The organism is Arcicella gelida, assembly GCF_034931025.1.
In the GTDB taxonomy this organism is placed as follows: Bacteria; Bacteroidota; Bacteroidia; order Cytophagales; family Spirosomataceae; genus Arcicella; species Arcicella gelida.
The window spans coordinates 62,641-81,519 of record NZ_JAYGIL010000008.1; the positions used below are offsets into that span (position 1 = coordinate 62,641).

The following is an 18,879-nucleotide window of genomic DNA, read 5'->3' on the forward strand; positions in this document are numbered from 1 at the left end:
CTATGAAAATTATACAAAGCTATTGGACTAAACCATTTTATACGAAAGAACTTGATAGCTGGGAAGGACGAAAAATGGGCGGCTGGCGACATCGTAAGTATTATTATATGAGCTGGGCATTAAGCTGTCTATTACTGGATAAATATTTTGGAAATACAGAATTAATAACCGACGCAAAAGGTAAGAATGTACTTATTGATATTTTAGAACTGCCATATTCGTCTGTTAAGGTAGAATTAGATTGTCTTAATAATTACCATGAAGATTTGTGGGCATTAGGAAAAATATACAGCTACGGTATACAAAAAGAACCATTTTTGCATTTTGATAGTGACGTTTTCATTTGGAAAAAGTTTGAATCTTCAATTTTAGATGCACCTCTTGTAGCTCAAAATATTGAGATAGATTTTGACTATGATAAGATTATCTTATCGGAGATTTTAGAAAATTTTGAATACATCCCAGAGCCAATATCAAAGACTTTTCCTCAACAATTAATTTCTTCAAACGCAGGCGTTATAGGCGGCAATGACACTGTTTTTTTTGAAGAATATTCCAAATTAGCTTTTACTTTTATCAATAAAAATATCCAACAATTACCTTTTGTCAATATTGGGTTATCAAATATTATATTTGAACAGTATCTGTTTACCTGTTTATCTCGGAAAAAAAAAATAGATATTGCTTATCGTTTCCATAATATTGGAAATTTATATCGTAAGTATTTATGTGACTTTCAAGGAGTATCATATAGAACTTCGTATGTTCATATCATAGGCTCTTATAAGAAAGAAATTGACTCAGAAAACTGGCTCGAATCTCGTTTACTGTTAGAATTTCCTGCCTATTACTATCATATCTTAGCATTAATTCAAAGTGGAGACTTATAATAAAAAAATTATGGAAAGTAACCAAAAATATTGGGAGGTTATTAATCAAACGCTACCTATTTACATAGAGGAAAACAAATCAAAGATTAATGATACTAATACACAAAATTATATCGATATAACAGATGATATTTTGCTATTACTAGCCATACATAAAAAATACAGGAATGTTGAAATACAATTAAAAAGCTTATGTGAGAAACTACAACGAATTGAAGCTGAAATACCACATACTTATTGTTTGTTTACCGGTAGGGGAAGAGTAATATATACTTATTTAAAAGTTTACGAAGCATTACTGGACAAACAGTATTTGAATTATGCTAACACTTTTATATCGAAATCCAAAGTAATAGATTACGTAACCAACTCTCAACGTTCTAACTGTCTTCTCAAGGGTAGAATTGGAGTATTACTAATATTACATTATTTGAATAAGTTCAGTCCAGAATTAGTATTAGAAGATATTATTAATTCAACTTTTGATATAGTAATTCAGAATCTAATAGTCGATAAGTTTGGTATAACAAGTTTTTATCCAGACTCTAATAAAAGTTCTCTAACTGGTTTGGGAAGTGGAAATGCGGGATTAATATGGGTATTTAATCTTTTATCATCAAAGAAGTACCTTACGTCAGAAGAGAAAATAATAAAGTCTTTATTAGCTTCATTGGAAGGACAATGGAACAAAAAAAGGCTTTGTTGGAATGATAATTTGTTGAAAATATCTACAACAAAAGAACATTTCAACTTAATCGAACACTTTAATTCAGACGATATTTATTTTTTTAAACAGCCTCAGGTAAATACAAATTTTTGGGAAGGTTCTTTAGGCATTTGTATTTCACTTGCTAATTATATCTTGAGTTCAGATGTTCAAAATCAGGAATTGGTACATAAAATAGAGCTATGCTTGACAAAGATTGAAAGTAAAGAAAGTGATACTTATAATATAAATAACATTAAGGAATTATGTTATTTATATTGTAAGCTCTACAAAATAACTGGGAATGTAAAATATGAACTAAAAATTATAAGTTTGTTAGATACAACAGGCTTAACCATTCCTTTAAAATTATCTTTGTTACTATGCCTCACGAATGACTATGATGTCGATATATTAGATGTACTACCCAACATTAACTTAACAGATTGTCTGCCTGAAAACCTTGAACATCGTATTCAAAAATCTTTAGTTATGCGATACTATCCGCAAACTATGTTCATTTTGGAATATCTTGAAAGAAACTATTTTGATTCTAGTCTGATGCAGAATAGTATATTTTACAATCAAGCCTTTTTCCAAACCTTTGAAAACATATTAAAAAATTGTAGTTTTTTTAAAACGCATCAAAATCGAAAAGTACTTAAAAATTCTTTAAAATTTGAACAATTTAATAGGAAATGTATTGCCAAACATACGAATAAGATTTTCTTAAAGATAGAAGAGATTGTTCAATTTTCGTTGGCAAACCATATACTTAATTTAAAAGAATCAGATTTGCTTGCAAAGCAGTTTATGATTGCTGATAATGTTTATTTGTTCGAGTCTAAATGGGAGTGGTGGAAGATGGATAGAAAGCCTTTAAGTGAAAGCCTTTTAATACCTCCTTCTAATTATTATGGAGCAATAAAAGTAAAACCTAATCATGAGCAAAAAACAGTTTTAGGACTTTCAGAAAATCAATTGATTTTTTTAGAATCATTTTATGAAAGAACGTCAATCAAAGATGCAAAAGAAACGTTTCTAAATAATTTTGAAATTCAAACTGAAATTGAACAAAATAAGCTTTTAACTTTTATGGATGAAACTCTTGAACAATTTATTTTCAATGGACTTATTCAACTAGAAAAATAAAACTTTAAGACAGATTCAATACTGCCAAATAAAAAGAATGGGATAGAGCCATTTTTGGCGAGACACTTTGATACATTATAACCTGTCATAGGAATCTTTTATTTAACATAATATCAATTATAAAATAAAACATATACTATTGGAAAAGTATTCATTTTTCAAAATTTGAGGTCATAATACCTATCTTTGTCAGTCCATGAAGGACGTGCATAATCCAATAGTCTTTTTCAATCAATGCTGCTTGAATGCCTTTTTCCTCTTCAAGAGTATTCAGCAAGTCAACAAAGTTTCGGTGATGGTGCAAATATTTAGATGCCATAAACTGTATTGAACTCTGCTGATAAAAGTTTTCCTAAAAGTTTTTTTGTTCTAACACTACCATAATTTTTAGTAGCTTGTACTAATTTTTTTACATCAAAGAATTGTTTCTTTGAATAAACCTTTTCCAAAACTTGTTCCTTGTCTTCTGCTAAATTTTCTAAATTATTAACAAGGTCAACAAGCAAAAATTCCTTTGTTACTTTCTTTGAAAAATGAGGCTTTATACAAAAAGAAAAGGTTCTTTTGCCAAGCATAAACTCCCCATGACGCTTATGATTATACACAACACGCTTATTATAGAGTTGGGTAGTACCAACGCCTAAAGTATTATAATTATAGAGGTTAGGGACATCACTAAAAAACGGTCATCTTTCAGAAACTGATGTACTAAGATTTCTTCGTCTGGTGGCGTTTGCCCAAAACTGTTTTCTTTTGGCAGTAATAAAGTCCCTGTGACAGCTTTTGAAGCACATTACTTTTTACAAGTGCATGGATATGACGATCAACAGATTTAGACCATTGTGCTAAATCTGCTCTGCGATAAACCTCTTAAACCAGACCTATACAATAATGTTCTGGTTACTCCAATACGATTTTAGTAGTACCTGTATGTTCTTTTTGTTGAAATTTTAAATAATATGTTCCCGGTTTTAGTCCATCTACTAGAATTGTGGTCTGTTTAATAAAAGTGTTTGACAGTACTTCTCTTCCTAAAGCATCATAAAGAAAAAATGTTGTGTATCCTTCCATGTCTGTTTGGACTTGAATTATACCATTGGCTGGATTAGGAAAAACCTTAAATTCTTTGTTGGGTTCACTCTGATTACTTAAAATAAGCTCTACTTTCAATTCAATTTGAGATTTTGTAATACAACCATTTTTGTCTGTAACGCCAACTTTATAAATGCCTCCATCCTCAATTTTAACACTCTTTAGTATTGGGTTTTGTTCATTAGATATATAATTGTTTGGTCCATCCCAACGATAGGAATTCCCACCAGTAGCAGATAATTGAACATCTGTGCCAGTATAGATAATTCCTCCTGTGGTATTTGAAGAAAGTGAAGTTTTTACATTAGGATTAGGGTTAATTATTACATCAACAAATGACGTATTTTTACATTCATTATCTCCTGTAACCTCTACAGTATATGCTCCAGCATTAGCAGAAGCTACATTTGTAATATTAGGATTCTGTAATGTTGAATTAAAATTATTGGGGCCTTTCCAAATATATTTTCCACCACCTGTCGCATTTAAGGTAATTTCTGTGCCCATGCAAGCTGAAATATTCTTGGTAACACTAGTAGGTAATTTTAAGATAGTTATTTCAACAGAATCTTTGGATGTTATTTTGGGCGAAGAACTTTCTATCTTTAAATAGTATTTTCCTTCGGGCAGAGATTTAGAGAATGAAAAAAGAAAGTCTTTGTCTTCATTCACTTTAGTAAAGGATATAGACGTATTAACTTTATCTGCTGATAAATATACTTTAAACTGATTGTCACTATCAAACTGACCAGCTATTTGGGGACTTACTTTTATGCTATCACCCTGACAAACTTGTTTTTTATTGACATTTCCAATTGTTAGAACAGGTAAAACTGTTACTTTCAAATCCATTTCTTTACTTAAGCAACCATCATCATAGCATTGGGCTGTATAAGTGGTATTGATTGTTGGGGAGATATTTAATACATTAGTTGATAGTTTTAATTGGTCTTTAACACTTTCATTGGCATTTTGCCAGTTCCAAATTACATTTTTACAGCCTTTGGCTACCAGTAAGTTATTCTCTCCAAACTCCATTGTTATTTTCTCAGCAGACAAGTCTGGTTTAATAGCTGTTGTTTCACAAGGGTTAAAACGAAGTAATCCGAAAACATTGCTAAACCATATTTTTCCAAAATTATCAATATACATTTTTTCCGCTAAACTAGAATTCGCTAAGGGGGGAAACTCCCCTAAATTTTTCCAATTTACATGGTCATATTTTAGTATTCTTACATTATCAACCAAATAAATATTATCATTTTGATCAATCCCAAGTTTATTTGGATTTGAAATCAATGAATTATTATTGTCAAACACTTTCCAAGTAGTACCATCAAACTTTATTAACAATTTGATACCATTATTAGATACAATAGCCCATAAATTACCTTTAGAATCTAATTTTGATTCTTCAATATAATTTCCCAATATGGGTATATTCTCTTTGTTAAAGACCGTATAAGTCTTATTATTTAAATCATAACGCCAAAGTTCCCATGTTTCCTTTATTGAATCATATACTTCATACCAAGCATAATCACTGTTCCAATCCAAGCGTGAAAAGGCCTTATCACTAATATTAAGTTTTAATATTGTTGTGATTTTGCTATCAATGATGCGGGATAATGTGTAGTTGCCTCCTGCATAACCAAAAATCAAATTACTTTTGATGTCAGCAGACATTAGGTAAGTATCTTCTGGATTACTAATGTCTAATTCTGTGATTTTTTTACCTGTTTGTTGATCCATTTGAATTAAAGAATAGGCGGTTTGGGCAAAAGCTCCATCATAATCGTTAATTTTACTGATAATATTCATAACCCAAAGAGAATTATCGGAATTGACAGTACTTAACCCCAATATTCTGTTTCCGATAGAACCATTCGTGCTGTTTCTATCTAAAATATTGGTTGTTAAACTATCAGTACTAATCCGAACTAAGCCTCGACTATTCTTAATATAGATACTGTTAGTTCCAATAGTAAATGAACTGACATCACGTGCAAACGTTGAGATTTTATCGTTATTAAAGAAAGACCATTGATTCGAAATTTTAGTATTACCTGTTCTAAACTGTCGGTCGTATTGAAATAAAACGCCTATTGGCACATTTCTCGAATATTCATATCCGTCTCCTTGTTTGTATATCTCTTCAACTCTTACAAAATAATCAGTATTAGGTGATAAATTTTCTGCCATATATACATAGCTATTGCTCGGATGTTGAGTGGGTGGGAAGCTTTTAGTTTGAACCACATCTGAAAAATCTTCTTTTAGTGAAATAGTAAACCTTATTGTAGCTCCAGCAATGTTATAGTTTCCGAAATATCCAATAGGAAAGGTTGAAGGAAGATTTACGCCATTATTTGGTAGGCTAATTACCTCTGCTCCAGATTCTCGAAGCCACATTATATTCATTTCTGACCAAGCACTTTTAGTAGTTTCTCCAACAGCCCTTACTCGCCATAAAAGTGCTTCATAATAGGTCGTTTTAAAGGTAAACTCATTCGTGGTTACAGTTTGTTTTTGTATAGGATTTTTAAAGAATTGGTCATAGTATGAAGTAACTTCTACTTCATAAGCTTTTGCAAAAGGAACAGTAGAAAATCTCAGGGTAAGCATATCATTTCGGACTAAATTAGCAGCCTTATGTAAAGGGAATGTCAAAGCCGGTGGTAACAAAGTAGCATCAGGAATAAACAATGTATTGACATTAGACCAGGCTGATTCTCCAAAACGATTTATGGCTTTCACTCTCATAAAATATTGTTGATTACTCTTGAATGCCTTAAAATTATAAGCATTAATAGAAGAAGAATCAGACCACAGTTTGGTACTAAAGTCAGCCATTTGAGAAATCTCAACCTGATACTTTTCTGCGGATGGTATTGACTCCCACGTAAATATCGTATTATTATCAAAAGTAGATAATGATGGTAAAACAGGTACAGTAGGAATAGTATTGATTCTTTGGAAGTTTAAAGCCGCATGGTTTTGCATAACTACTTGACAAAGAGGATGAAATGTTGGAATATAAATACTACAATAACTCATAATACTCCCTCTGATGGCTTCAATTGCATCTTGATAGCAATCTGATTCCGCAGGAACACAATAATCTATTACTCCACCCGGCCATGAACAGTTTTGGGTATGTGGAGAACCAAAGTTATGTCCTAATTCATGTGCAGCCACTATGATTCCCTTAGAGTTTCCGTCGTCACCCAACGGAACTACACTTTCTCTACCACCAAGAAAAGCTATACCTCCAGCCCCTGTAAATCCTTTACTAACCATATACATTACCTTATCGTAACGAGAACTTAATGACTTTAGTGAACCATTGTTTCCCCATGTATTATCAACGATATCAAGCATAGTAAAAATATTATTAACGCCTCTGTAAGGGTCTTGAGTAGCATCTTTCCAAATATGAATATAGGTAACAACTAATTGGGTGTTGATTTCTTTTTCATAGATTTTAGAAATTCGCTCAATTTGTTTATAAACTTCATATTTAATAAAAGTTGTATCTCTATTAAATTGCTCATAAGTGTCAGAGTCAATTTCTATTGCCATCCTACAAACATATAATTCTTTTGTAGCAACACGAGCGGAAGCACGTTGTTTTAACCAAATAGGTGCCATCTTCATCTGCTCAAGAATTTCTTTAGATAACACAGCATCATTGACTCCACATGAAAACGATTGATGTTGGTCTTGAGCAAAAGAAAAAAAGGTGTTGATGTAAAGAAGTAAGAGTAGTAAAACTTTTTTCATTTCTTTTAAAGTGTTATAGTAAATCAGTTAATATGGTTTTTTAAAAGTACCTTTTTTATTTTATTACCCGAATAAAATAAATCAAATACTTTTATCAGAACTTATTGGATAGTAAAATCATCTTAAAAATGGATAGTCCTAAAAGCCTGTATTACCTTTGAAAATAGTTGGTATTTTTTCATAAAATAGTGCTGCATCTTCGGCTGAACGTCCTCCTACGTGAAAAGCTATAATTTGCCTATTGATAGGGTTAAGAGCAAGCCACAACCACCGTTGATTGCTCTTCTTCCCGACAAAACTCTATAGCTGGAGCCGCCAGGTCAGCCATAAAACTCCACCCTCACACATTGAGCTGGCACTTATCAAGATTACCGCTAACTTCTTTATTAAAATAGGTAAAATTGGACAAAAAATGACATCTGCAAAAAACAAAATATTTTTTCTTGGATTGTCCAGATTATTTACCAAATTGATGATGATTTTTTAATAGCCCTATAAATAATAATACCTAAATACACAATGAGATTCAAATTACATCTAAAACCTGTGCAAGACAGACAAAAATTACTCTTCAACTACCAATATCCGCTTCAAGCATGGTTGTATAAATTAATATATCAAGCAGACGAGAGCTATGCCTCTTTCTTACACAACAAAGGTTATTCCGTGCCTGATAGTTTTAAAACCTTCAAACATTTTACTTTTTCTTCTTTACAAGTCGCTAAAGCCAAAGCTGTGCGAAAAGGCGATACGTATATACTATTAAGTTCGGAGAATAGTTTCCTGATTGTTTCTTTCTACATCGACAAAGCCGCAGAGGGTTTTATCATGGGATTGTTCCAAAATCAGCAACTAAGTATTTTTAACCGAGAACTACGAGCAGATTTTGTGGTGGAGCGAGTAGAAACCTTGCCAAATCCTTTTGAGGAAATACCAGATGGAAGTATTGTTACGCAGTCTTTCAAAACGATTTCGCCCATGGTGGTTGCTCGAAAAGAAGAAGGATTAGACCAATACCTAAGCCCAAGCGACGAGCAATTTGCTGATTTCTTTGCACTTAACTTAATTGACCGACACCGTACTATCGATGGCAACGCAGGAATGAAAGTTGATGCCACTTTTGCCAAAAATATTGTAAAATTTAAACCTCTCTCAGATTCAGACAAGATAAAGAAACGAGGCTTTACGGTAAAAGAAGGCAAACTCCGTGATGAGACAAAAGTAATTGGCTATTATGACTTTAGCTTTGAAGTAACCGCTCCAGTTTCTTTATTGAAAGTTGGCTATTTTGGCGGTTTTGGTAAAGAGAGTAGTATGGGCTGTGGTTGTGTTGAAATAAATTAAAGATAATTGGAATTGGAAATAAACGATTAAAAAGGTATTTTTGTAAAGAAAACTGATAAGTGTCTTTATCTCAGAACGCATAACTACTTGCGGGTTACCAGTATTGGTACGAGGGTAAAGGGATTTATCAGTTTTTTATTTTTATAGGATTTGCTCAAAAGGATAGGCTTTCTCAATACGAAATAAATCGTTCTCGTTATATAATTTGTTTCCGTCATATAAATCAATCACTGTGCCAACTAATGGTTCTATGGTTTCCCAAAACCTTCTTTCTTCTTTATAGATATAACGTTGTAATGCCCACAAAAAATAATCAACGACACTAAGTTCTGGAAGAAAATTACTTTTCTCAATTGTACATTGATAGTCTATCTGCTCAATAATTCCCTTTTTTTGATTACTTTTATCAATGGCTTTTTCAATAGAATTAATTAATTTTTCTGTAGTAGATTTTGATTTATGAGCCAAGTAAATATGATACTTTACATTTTCTGTCCAATGATTTTCAAGTAATTTACGAATAACATCAAAATAAAACTCAGAGGCATTATTATTATGTTTTCTGTTAAAGATACCTATATCTTTTCGAGCGATAACTGCATGAAATTTAATACCCTGATACTGACGTAGAAATTTGAAAAACTCAGCTCTTACCTCTGGGTGGTCATTTTTGGCATGAAGAAACCAATTTGGGTCTTTTACTGATGGGATACTCTTAAAAAGAGTATCTTGTAGAATTGACTCACTGAATTCACGAACAGCTTTATTTAGCTCTTTACGATTTTCAGTTTCAATCATACCGATAATTAGTAATGGTTGATAACCTTGTGTGCCAACTAAAAGGCGTTTGCCTTTACCATAGAATTCTGGGTCACCACATTCATCAATAAATATATATCGGTTTTGTTTTGTCATTGAAAATTAATAAAAATTACCATTTAATAAGTTTTTGACTTTTATCAAGGTTTTTTATTTTCTTTTTTAGAAATTGTACAAGAATTAATAGAAACTACATTATGAAAATATTTAAAGCGTTGCAAAAAGATAAAATATTAGCCTAACTGCTGTAACAGTTAGGCTTTGGTGTTTAAATTCCTATGTGGTACGATTACGCTAAGCCTAGCGTGAATTATTATTAGTTTCAAAACCTATTTAGGAATCAACGTCACAAAAGTATTACACTTAAAAAACAAAAACAAAGTATTTTGAAAATATTTTAATAATTAAGCAAAGCATTAATTATTATTATGAGAAATTTATATATTTGTCACATAATTATAAGATATAAACCAAGTACCTATGCTTAGAGAACTAATAAACTTTACCGATTCTTTAGACCCTGAATTTAAGGCTTTAGGAATGAAACATAAAGAAGGGCTACATATTTTCTTGGAAGTTCAGAATGATGGTGAACGTCATTGGATTAATGAAAAAATGGAAGTCGTCTTTACTCGCAAAAAAGAGATAACACCTGAAGACAATACTCTCATAAAGTATTCGTCAACGTTAACCCAGCTCTCTTGGTGCGTAAATACTAACAAATGTTTTGATTTACCTATTAAGGCTATTCACTCTTGTTCGCCCTATTGTCTTGCTCTCAAACGTGAAAACTTGGTTGGCGGAGAAAAATATGCAAGCAATGCTTCTGGTAAAAAATCGCAAGTATATGAACGTATCAATGCCTATTTTGGTAAAGCCTCAGAGTTGCTGGAATCAGAAGAAGAGAAACAGTACATTGAGATTTTCAAGAATGCTTTGAACACAGAAGAGCGTTTTCAATTTTGGGTAGAAAGCTCTGGATATTGGTCTGAGTTGAAAGACTCGGATTACGTTATTTTCTATTTGAAAGAGCCGATTGAAAAGTACCAAACAACTAGTAAAAAGTATTTGACAGATAAGCTTTTTAATACCAGTGAGTATAATGTTGAAATTGGACAATCAGTTTTTGGTACAAGTGATTTTTTCAATGGGTTTCCAACCAAAAAGGCTTTTTTGACGCATCAGTCAGCTTCATTTGATATTTCTGGAAGAATTTCTGCCGGCGATGCCAAATCATTGTATGAATTTCAGGATATAATCGGGAGAAATATTTTACCGAATCCTCTACCCATTTTTATTCATAGAGAAGAACTTAATAGAGTAGATAAAAAAACATTATTGGGAGAAAGTATAAGTCTTTTCAAAAAAGAAGCGATAAACGGTGTTCGTATTAAATATCAAGAGATAATAAAGACATTGTACAACGACTTCAAGGATGATTTCGGCAATTATTACCTACTTTTTTACAGTTTCGGAGAAATTAAAGACTTTGATTTTGTCTCAAAATTTGAATATGAATTAATAGACAGAGAGGGGAATAAATGGGAAATAAAAGATTTATTTGGTGTAAAAAATAACAGAACATTAGATAATGTTTTCGATTTACACTTTGCTGTAATGCAACCTGCCTTTAATAATTCATTGGTAATGAAGACTAAAACAGGAGATTTTCAATATCGTTATTTTGATGATATTGACTCAAAGTACTGTAAATCAGACAATACTTTCCTGTTAGTCAATAAATACAGAAAAGCGTTTTACGATTTCATCTATAAATCTAAAAGACAAGCAGTTACATCATTGATGTTTCATGATATTATGCGTACCAGTATTTTAGATGATATACGATTAGATGAACTTAAAAACGGTAATCACTCAGAAAGGTTTTCGATACTCCAAAAACTCAATATTTGGTTTAGTCTTTACGAAAAATTTGATTTACAAAACAATAAAACAAACGCTGAAAGTATGGCAAGCAAACTACAAGTCCATCGAGAATTTATAGAAAAACTCTCGAAAGGAGAAACATCTATTGAATCAGATGACCAATATGCTTTTGCAGTTGGGCAAGTGATTTATTATCTACTTACTAAAAGTAAAACCTCTGACACAAGTTACAAACGCCTTGAGCCATTTGTACAACAAGTTCACGCTAAAGAACTTAACAAAGCAATTGCAAGACTTTTTGATACTTATAAACATGAGCCATTTTCTGCTAATTTCAGAAATCCATTTGCAGAAGTAATGGATTATGAAACCACGGCGAATATGAGAGATTTTATGCCAACACTGCTGGCTGGTATTTTCTCGAAAAATGCTCTTTTTAGTGATAAAGAAGTGGTATCAAGTGAAGAAACAAAAACTGAAGAACAATAATTTTTATACCTTTTAACAACATTCAACAATGAGCAACTCATTCAAAAACCGTGTATTTGGCTGTGCCATTATTAAATCAATTAATTCAAATTATAATGCAGATTTTTCGCATCAGCCACGTACTTTGCCTGATGGAACAGTATATGCAACGGATAAAACTTTTAAGTACAGTATCCGAAACTATATTTCAAAGAATTTTGGTAGTGAAAAAATATTCTACTTCAAAAGTCTGAACGAAGAGATGCAACCTCGTGACCTTGACCAGACTTACACCAAACATTTTGGAGATTTCCCTAAGAAAGAAGCTGGCAAAGATGCTGCTTTAAAAGTTCGTAAAACTATCTTAAAGAATTTACTGGAGTGTATTGATATTCGCTTATTTGGAGGAACTTTTGCCAGTAAAGATGCCAATATTTCTTTGCATGGATCTGTACAAATTACGCACGGTGTAAATCGTTTTCCAGAAGGAATTATTTATTCTGAGCAAATTTCTTCGCCCTTCCGTAACTCTAATGATAAAAGTACCGATTCGATGCAAACGACATTGGGTACTCAGTTCAAATTGAGAGAAGGACATTACGTTCATCATTTTTCTATCAACCCCAGAAATTTAGAAGATTTGGCGAGTAAAGTATATAGCAATGGAGTCACGAGTGAAGACATTAGCATTTTGAAAGAAGCCATGCGTTCGGGTGTGTCTTTTTATGATTCTTCAGCTAAAGCTGGCACAGAAAACGAGTTGTTGCTTTGGATACAACTAAAAGAAGATTCAAAATTGGTATTACCTTCTTTTGTTGAATTGGTTTCGGTAAATAATGATAATAACAGAACAATTGATTTTACAAAGGTTTCTGCTGTTTTGGCAAAAGAGAGCGTAAAAAGTCAGATTGAGAAAATAGAGTTGTACTACGATAGTGCTGTTACAACTTTAATCAATGCACCTGCTGATGCAACAGTATTTGAACTTAATTAAGCTATGGCAAATCAAAAATTAATTTCTTTTGATTTACAGGCCGACTTTGCTTTTTTTAAGAAACCAGACCATAATGTAGGGATTGTTCTATCTTATAATATGCTTCATAAGCCCGCATTGTTGGGTATTTTAGGAGCGATTATTGGATTGGAAGGTTATCAGAAAAAAGGAGAATTACCCGAATACTATCACAAATTGAAAGATATTCCAGTGGGCATAGAACCTTTGGAGGGCTTTCATGAAAAAGGTAATTTTCAGAAAACGTCTGTAAAATATACCAATACCGTTGGTTATGCCAACGAAGATGGTAATTTATTGGTTGAAGAAACCATGTTGGTTAAGCCTGCGTATCGCTGTTATTTATTGTTAGATTTGGACGATACACTTCATGCGAAATTATATGAGTATTTGAAAAATGGTAAAGCTGAGTATGTACCATATTTAGGAAAAAATGAGTTTCAAGCGTGGATTATTTCAACAAATGGATTTATTCAGGAGTATGGTTATGAGGAATTTACCAAAAATAATGATTTTTTTATTCGCTCAATTTTTATTAAAAGTGGTATTTTAAAAAATCAAAAAGTAAACGTCAAAATAACACTCAGGAATAAAGACACAGTACACAGACCTACTTTTACTTATTTTGAGCGATTACCTGTTGGATTTGAAGAAGATAAAATGATTCAATATGAAATGGCAGAGTTTGCTTTGACAGATTGGACAATTGCGGCTGATTCGAGCATTGGGCAATTATACGAAATTTATAGGGATAACGATAAACCTCAAATCATCCAGTTGTTCTAAGATGCTTACCTGTAAACAAATCTTTGAGTTGTTGCTCCCAATTGAGCAACAACTCAAAAACCACAGTGACTATTTAGCTCACTTACCTAATAAAGAAGATGCTGAAAAAAAATCAGTAGAGCTTTTGCATGAACATTGCCATTTAGTTAATACCTATTTCCTCAAACTAATCGAAGAACATGACTTAGAAAATATTATTGATTCTTTGATTATAGATTTATGCAATAAGCTAAAATTTGAAGGGAAGGAAAAAGTTGAAAATTTCATTAAAAAGTTATTTGTCAGCACGATAGTTTTTCATGATTATGGTAAAATCAATGAAAACTTTCAAGCTTTGAGAATGACTAATAATAAATTTAGGAAAAATACAACATCCCCTTTTACTCCCCCACATGGACATTCTTGGTTAGGAACATATATTTTTAATAGTCAGTTTTTAGAAGAGGTAGTTCAAGAACAATTTGAGGAATATGATGAATGCTTGCTTTTTACAATCACTACTTTTTTCAGTTATGCTATTTTAATGCATCATAGCAGTAATTTAGGTAGCGTTAGTGAAAAAATTAAAGATTCAAATTTTGGTAAATTCTATGAAGAAATGAAATCCTATTTATCAAAATATGGATTTACATTTAATAAAGAATATTCTGATTTTATTCTTAGAGATGATTATGAAACTTTATTGAAGCAGTTTCGTGAAGAACAACAGAATGAAGACTCTTTCCCACTTTACGCACTATTAAAACTCAATTTTTCTTTACTCACTGCTTCCGATTACTTGGCAACGCATGAGTATATGAATAGTTCTGAACATGGAAAAGAAGGAGCTACGGTAGATTTCGGTGTGTTTAAATACAGAGAACGAATTGTAGAAGTTTGTGAAAATATTCGTAAAAGTCAGCTTCATAACCAGAAAACATTTTCTGAATTAGAGTCATGGAAAGATTATGATGCAGCCGAAGAACTGCAAGAAATGTCGAAACCGAACTTGAATCTTCTTCGTCAGCAAATGGCGGTTGAGCTTATTAGAAATATTCGGAATAATACCGACAAAAGGCTTTTTTATATCGAAGCTCCAACTGGAGGCGGAAAAACAAATCTTTCAATGATTGCTCTAACCGAATTGTTAGACCAGAATCCTGAATTGAATAAAGTATTCTATGTTTTTCCTTTTACTACATTGATTACCCAAACGTACAAATCGTTGAAAGAAACTCTTATTCTTAATGATAATGAATTGGTTGAAATTCACTCAAAGGCAGGGTTTCATAGCAAACGAGAAGAAAATGAAGATGGAGAGTATGGAAATGAGAAAAAAGATTACATCGATAACAAGTTTGCATTGTTTCCTGTGAGTGTGCTGTCTCATGTGAAGTTTTTTGATATTCTAAAAACCAATAATAAAGAGACCAATTATCTTTTACATCGACTCGCAAATTCTATTGTAATTATTGATGAAGTACAGACATACAACCCCAATATTTGGGATAAAATGCTGTATTTTATCAGCCAATATTCAGCCTATTTTAATATTCGATTTATTCTAATGTCGGCAACTTTACCGAAAATTGACGAATTGGATATTCCTACATTTAAGGAAGAGTTTGTGGATTTGTTACCTAACGCTCAGAAATATCTCTCAAATCCAAACTTTAGCAAACGAGTACAATTTGTATTTGATGAAGAGCTAATGAACAATTTAACAATTGAAAAACTGAGAGATTTTGTTTTAGAAAAATCAGAAATATATGCCAATAATAAAGGAAGCGTTCATACGATAATCGAATTTATTTTTAAAAAATCGGCTTCAAATTTTAGGCAACTAATTTTAGATTCAGGACAAACCTTATTTGATGAAGAAAATATCTTTGTCCTTTCTGGAACGATATTGGAGCCCGAAAGAAGAAAAATCATCAATACGATAAAAAATAAAGATAATCGAGATAAAAATATCTTACTCATTACTACGCAAGTGGTAGAAGCAGGAGTAGATATAGACATGGATTTGGGCTTTAAAAACACTTCTCTTTTAGATAGCGATGAACAGTTAGCTGGGCGTGTTAATAGAAATGCAAGTAAGGATACCTGTGAAGTGTATTTATTCAAATTGAATGATGCCAATTTTATTTACGGTAAAGATGAACGGTATAAGGTTTTAACCTCAAAAGATACAAAAGCTAAAATCTCAAAAGAAGATATATCTGATATTTTAAACAAAAAAGAATTTTACCGACTTTACAAAGAGGTTTTTGAAAGAATAAACCTGTATAACCGAAAAGCTTATGCTGATAATTTTGGAGCAGAAATTCTGGATAATGTAGAGAAATTAAACTTTGATGAAATTGATAGAAATTTTAAAATCATCGACCAGAAAAATGAAACAGTATTTGTTCCTATACAATTACCTGTTCAAATAGAATCAAGCATAACAGGGGAACAAGAAGATATTTTTTCTAAAGATGAATTAAAGTTTTTGGAAGTGTTTAATCTACTTCCAGAAGCTGGAATGCTGGATGGAAGAGATGTATGGGATGTTTATGAATCGTTGATTGATAGAGAGATAAAAAATAAAAAGGAAGAAAAAGGATTTGACATCAAGGTTAAAATTGATTTTAAAGTCTTACAAAGTATTATGTCCAAATTTACTTTTTCGTTGTTTGCTCATTCTAAAGTTGTAACAGAATTACAGACTTTGGGATTCATGCAAGAGAAATACGGATTCCTATTAATTACTGAATCTGGTCTTAATTTGAGTAACCCTGTTTATTTGATAAAACATGGCTTGAATGAGAGTGCTATTCAGACCACCGAAAATTTCTTTTTATAATGAAAACCATCAACGCCACACTTATCAATATTTACCATATCTGCCATCGTGAGTTATGGCTGCATGCCAACGGTATCACGATGGAACATACTTCTGATATTGTTTATGAAGGTAAACTTATCGGTGAAGATACTTATCCGCAAAGAGCCGAGAAAAATCAGGAATTGGAAATTACAGCTGAATTGGACAATGGAATGATGGCCTCTGCTAAAATTGACTTCTTTGATGCCAAAAATGGAATTGTTCACGAAACTAAAAAGTCGGCCGCCAAAGAGAAAGCTCATGTTGCCCAAGTAAAGTTTTACTTGTATCTACTTCGCAAAAATGGAGTAAAGGCTGAGTATGGTCTGATTGATTATCCGAAAATCCGACAGACTGAACGAGTGGATTTGCCCGAAGAGGAAATGGTTGAAGTAGAAAAGTGGATTGCAGCCGTTACCGAAATTATTCAACTCGAAAGCTGCCCTCCTACCCTTCCGATTTCTAAATGTAAGTCTTGTAGCTATTTTGACTTTTGTTGGGTTGGTGAAGAATAAAATTTTCTGAGGTACTTGTTTACGCTTAATATTTATTTCAAACTTAATATAGAAAGCAATTATTCTAAATATTCAACATGAAAAAATCTTATTACCTATTTAATCCCGGACGATTGAGTCGGAAAGACAATACACTCTGTTTTACTCCTGTTGATGAGCATGGAAATGAAGGACAAGCTCGACATATTCCGATTGAGTCGGTCGATAATCTTTATTGTTTCGGCAGTTTAGATGCCAACAGCGCTTTGTATAATTTTATGGGGAGAAACCATGTAGCCGTTCATTTTTTTGATTATTACGAACATTACACAGGTTCATTTATGCCAAAAGAGTATCTGTTGGCAGGCAAAATGCAAGTAGCCCAAACTAAACATTATATTTCGGATAAAAAGCGTTTGGTAATTGCCCAGACTTTAATCAACGGAGCGGCTTTTAATATGAGCCGAAATTTGAAGTATTATCAAAGTCGGGGGAAAGATGTTTCTGAAGCTTTGGCACGAATAGAAGATTACACCCAACTAATAGAATCAAGTAAAAAAGTGGATGAATTAATGGGCATTGAAGGGAATATTCGTCAAGCCTATTATAGTGCTTTTGGTACAATCATTAATGATTTTGAAATGGGCAATCGTAGCAAACAGCCCCCACAAAATGAAGTAAATGCCTTGATTTCATTTGGTAATATGATGTGTTATACCGTGTGCATCGACCAAATTTATCATACACAACTCAACCCAACGATTAGTTTTTTGCATGAACCGGGTGTAAGAAGATTTTCTTTGGCATTGGATTTAGCAGAGATTTTCAAACCTATTTTAGTCGATAGAACGATCTTTAGTGTACTAAACAAAAAACAAATTCAAGCAAATGATTTTCGGCAAGATACTAACCGTTGCGTACTGAAAGATTCAGCACGCAAAACCTTTACTCAAGCTTTTGAAGATAGATTGAAAGAAACCTTTAAGCATAGAAGTTTAGGCAGAAATGTGAGTTACAAGCATTTGGTAAAGTTGGAATGTTATAAACTTAGTAAACATATTTTAGGTATTGAAAACTACAAACCTTTTAAAATGATGTGGTAATATCAATTAATGAGTTGTGAGTGAGTGATTTAGTGAATAAAGTTGATGAAATTAAAACTTTGATTGATATGTACGTAATATTGGTTTATGATATGGGAGAAAAGCGAGTAGGCAAGATGTTGAAACATTGTCGAAAGTATTTGAATTGGATACAAAATTCAGTTTTTGAGGGCGAAATCACCGAAGTAAAACTAAAAGAAATGTTGTACGATGCCAAGAAAATAATGAATGAAGACGAAGATAGTTTGATTATCTTCAAGAGTAGAAACGAACGTTGGCTCGACAAAGAAGTGATTGGACAAGAGCGAATGAGTACTGATAATTTCCTGTAAGACGCTAACGTATATCAATATAGGTAAGACGTCGAACCCCAAAAAGTTCATTGAAATCTTGATATTTATAAAGGCGTTAGAAGCCCATTTTAGGATAAGTATCTGATTTTCAATAGTCGTCGAAGGTACGGTAAAAACCTACCATTAGCCTTCGACGATTTTT

Annotated in this window: 14 protein-coding genes and 1 pseudogene; 10 read left to right on the top strand and 5 right to left on the bottom strand. The window is 32.3% G+C overall.

Annotated features, from left to right (window positions below; genetic code table 11):
• Positions 1–2: 2 nt before the first annotated feature.
• Both VB776_RS08265 and VB776_RS08270 read left to right on the top strand, forming a co-directional pair.
• Entirely contained in the window at positions 3–890 is an 888-nt protein-coding gene (locus tag VB776_RS08265) for a DUF6734 family protein (RefSeq protein WP_323327916.1), read from the top strand.
• 10 nt (positions 891–900) lie between these two features.
• Entirely contained in the window at positions 901–2,748 is a 1,848-nt protein-coding gene (locus VB776_RS08270) for a lanthionine synthetase LanC family protein (RefSeq protein ID WP_323327918.1), read from the top strand.
• A 151-nt stretch (positions 2,749–2,899) separates the two neighbouring features.
• Here the strand turns inward: VB776_RS08270 and VB776_RS08275 are convergent, their stop codons facing one another.
• From VB776_RS08275 to VB776_RS24535, 4 genes and pseudogenes are all read right to left on the bottom strand, one after another.
• Complete coding sequence (locus VB776_RS08275) at positions 2,900–3,067, bottom strand: hypothetical protein (protein WP_323327919.1); 168 nt, start codon at positions 3,065–3,067, stop codon at positions 2,900–2,902.
• The gene (locus VB776_RS08280) at positions 3,057–3,353 is read right to left on the bottom strand and encodes a hypothetical protein (protein WP_323327921.1); all 297 of its coding nucleotides are present in this window, start codon (positions 3,351–3,353) and stop codon (positions 3,057–3,059) included. The genes VB776_RS08275 and VB776_RS08280 overlap by 11 nt, the downstream gene beginning before the upstream one ends.
• 295 nt (positions 3,354–3,648) lie before the next feature.
• Positions 3,649–7,623 carry a M12 family metallo-peptidase gene (locus VB776_RS08285; protein WP_323327923.1) on the bottom strand — a complete coding sequence of 1,325 codons (3,975 nt, stop codon included), beginning with the start codon at positions 7,621–7,623 and terminating at the stop codon, positions 3,649–3,651.
• Between the two features lie 138 nt (positions 7,624–7,761).
• Positions 7,762–7,911 (bottom strand): annotated as a pseudogene (locus tag VB776_RS24535) (IS1 family transposase); the annotation flags it as partial.
• 231 nt (positions 7,912–8,142) lie between these two features.
• Here VB776_RS24535 and cas6 point away from each other — a divergent pair.
• Positions 8,143–8,967, top strand: a complete 825-nt coding sequence (cas6, locus tag VB776_RS08290; RefSeq protein WP_323327925.1) for a CRISPR-associated endoribonuclease Cas6 — start codon at positions 8,143–8,145, stop codon at positions 8,965–8,967.
• A 141-nt stretch (positions 8,968–9,108) separates the two neighbouring features.
• Here the strand turns inward: cas6 and VB776_RS08295 are convergent, their stop codons facing one another.
• Positions 9,109–9,882 (bottom strand): DUF3800 domain-containing protein, encoded by a 774-nt coding sequence (locus VB776_RS08295; RefSeq protein WP_323327927.1) that lies wholly within the window; start codon positions 9,880–9,882, stop codon positions 9,109–9,111.
• Between the two features lie 384 nt (positions 9,883–10,266).
• Here VB776_RS08295 and VB776_RS08300 point away from each other — a divergent pair, with 384 nt between their 5' ends.
• From VB776_RS08300 to cas2, 7 genes are all read left to right on the top strand, one after another.
• On the top strand, positions 10,267–12,162 hold the full coding sequence (locus VB776_RS08300; protein ID WP_323327929.1) for a hypothetical protein: 1,896 nt from the start codon (positions 10,267–10,269) through the stop codon (positions 12,160–12,162).
• A gap of 28 nt (positions 12,163–12,190) precedes the next feature.
• Positions 12,191–13,135, top strand: coding sequence for a type I CRISPR-associated protein Cas7 (locus tag VB776_RS08305; RefSeq protein WP_323327931.1), 945 nt, complete (start codon positions 12,191–12,193; stop codon positions 13,133–13,135).
• Positions 13,136–13,138: 3 nt separating this feature from the next.
• Positions 13,139–13,939 (top strand): type I-B CRISPR-associated protein Cas5b, encoded by an 801-nt coding sequence (cas5b, locus tag VB776_RS08310; RefSeq protein WP_323327933.1) that lies wholly within the window; start codon positions 13,139–13,141, stop codon positions 13,937–13,939.
• Position 13,940: 1 nt separating this feature from the next.
• A complete protein-coding gene (cas3, locus tag VB776_RS08315) occupies positions 13,941–16,766 on the top strand; it encodes a CRISPR-associated helicase Cas3' (RefSeq protein WP_323327935.1) in 2,826 nt (941 codons plus the stop codon).
• On the top strand, positions 16,766–17,302 hold the full coding sequence (gene cas4, locus VB776_RS08320) for a CRISPR-associated protein Cas4 (protein WP_323327937.1): 537 nt from the start codon (positions 16,766–16,768) through the stop codon (positions 17,300–17,302). The genes cas3 and cas4 overlap by 1 nt, the downstream gene beginning before the upstream one ends.
• A gap of 77 nt (positions 17,303–17,379) precedes the next feature.
• Positions 17,380–18,384: a type I-B CRISPR-associated endonuclease Cas1b gene (gene cas1b / locus VB776_RS08325; protein ID WP_323327939.1), complete on the top strand. Its 1,005-nt coding sequence runs from the start codon at positions 17,380–17,382 to the stop codon at positions 18,382–18,384.
• Positions 18,385–18,452: 68 nt separating this feature from the next.
• Positions 18,453–18,716, top strand: a complete 264-nt coding sequence (cas2, locus tag VB776_RS08330; RefSeq protein ID WP_323327941.1) for a CRISPR-associated endonuclease Cas2 — start codon at positions 18,453–18,455, stop codon at positions 18,714–18,716.
• Positions 18,717–18,879: the final 163 nt, after the last annotated feature.

Bases quoted from the DNA above. Each gene is read 5' to 3' on its own strand.
- VB776_RS08265 (WP_323327916.1), top strand. From the start codon at position 3: ATGAAAATTATACAAAGCTATTGGACTAAACCATTTTATACGAAAGAA.
- VB776_RS08270 (WP_323327918.1), top strand. From the start codon at position 901: ATGGAAAGTAACCAAAAATATTGGGAGGTTATTAATCAAACGCTACCT.
- VB776_RS08275 (WP_323327919.1), bottom strand. From the start codon at position 3,067: ATGGCATCTAAATATTTGCACCATCACCGAAACTTTGTTGACTTGCTG.
- VB776_RS08285 (WP_323327923.1), bottom strand. From the start codon at position 7,623: ATGAAAAAAGTTTTACTACTCTTACTTCTTTACATCAACACCTTTTTT.
- cas6 (WP_323327925.1), top strand. From the start codon at position 8,143: ATGAGATTCAAATTACATCTAAAACCTGTGCAAGACAGACAAAAATTA.
- VB776_RS08295 (WP_323327927.1), bottom strand. From the start codon at position 9,882: ATGACAAAACAAAACCGATATATATTTATTGATGAATGTGGTGACCCA.
- VB776_RS08300 (WP_323327929.1), top strand. From the start codon at position 10,267: ATGCTTAGAGAACTAATAAACTTTACCGATTCTTTAGACCCTGAATTT.
- VB776_RS08305 (WP_323327931.1), top strand. From the start codon at position 12,191: ATGAGCAACTCATTCAAAAACCGTGTATTTGGCTGTGCCATTATTAAA.
- cas5b (WP_323327933.1), top strand. From the start codon at position 13,139: ATGGCAAATCAAAAATTAATTTCTTTTGATTTACAGGCCGACTTTGCT.
- cas3 (WP_323327935.1), top strand. From the start codon at position 13,941: ATGCTTACCTGTAAACAAATCTTTGAGTTGTTGCTCCCAATTGAGCAA.
- cas4 (WP_323327937.1), top strand. From the start codon at position 16,766: ATGAAAACCATCAACGCCACACTTATCAATATTTACCATATCTGCCAT.
- cas1b (WP_323327939.1), top strand. From the start codon at position 17,380: ATGAAAAAATCTTATTACCTATTTAATCCCGGACGATTGAGTCGGAAA.
- cas2 (WP_323327941.1), top strand. From the start codon at position 18,453: ATGTACGTAATATTGGTTTATGATATGGGAGAAAAGCGAGTAGGCAAG.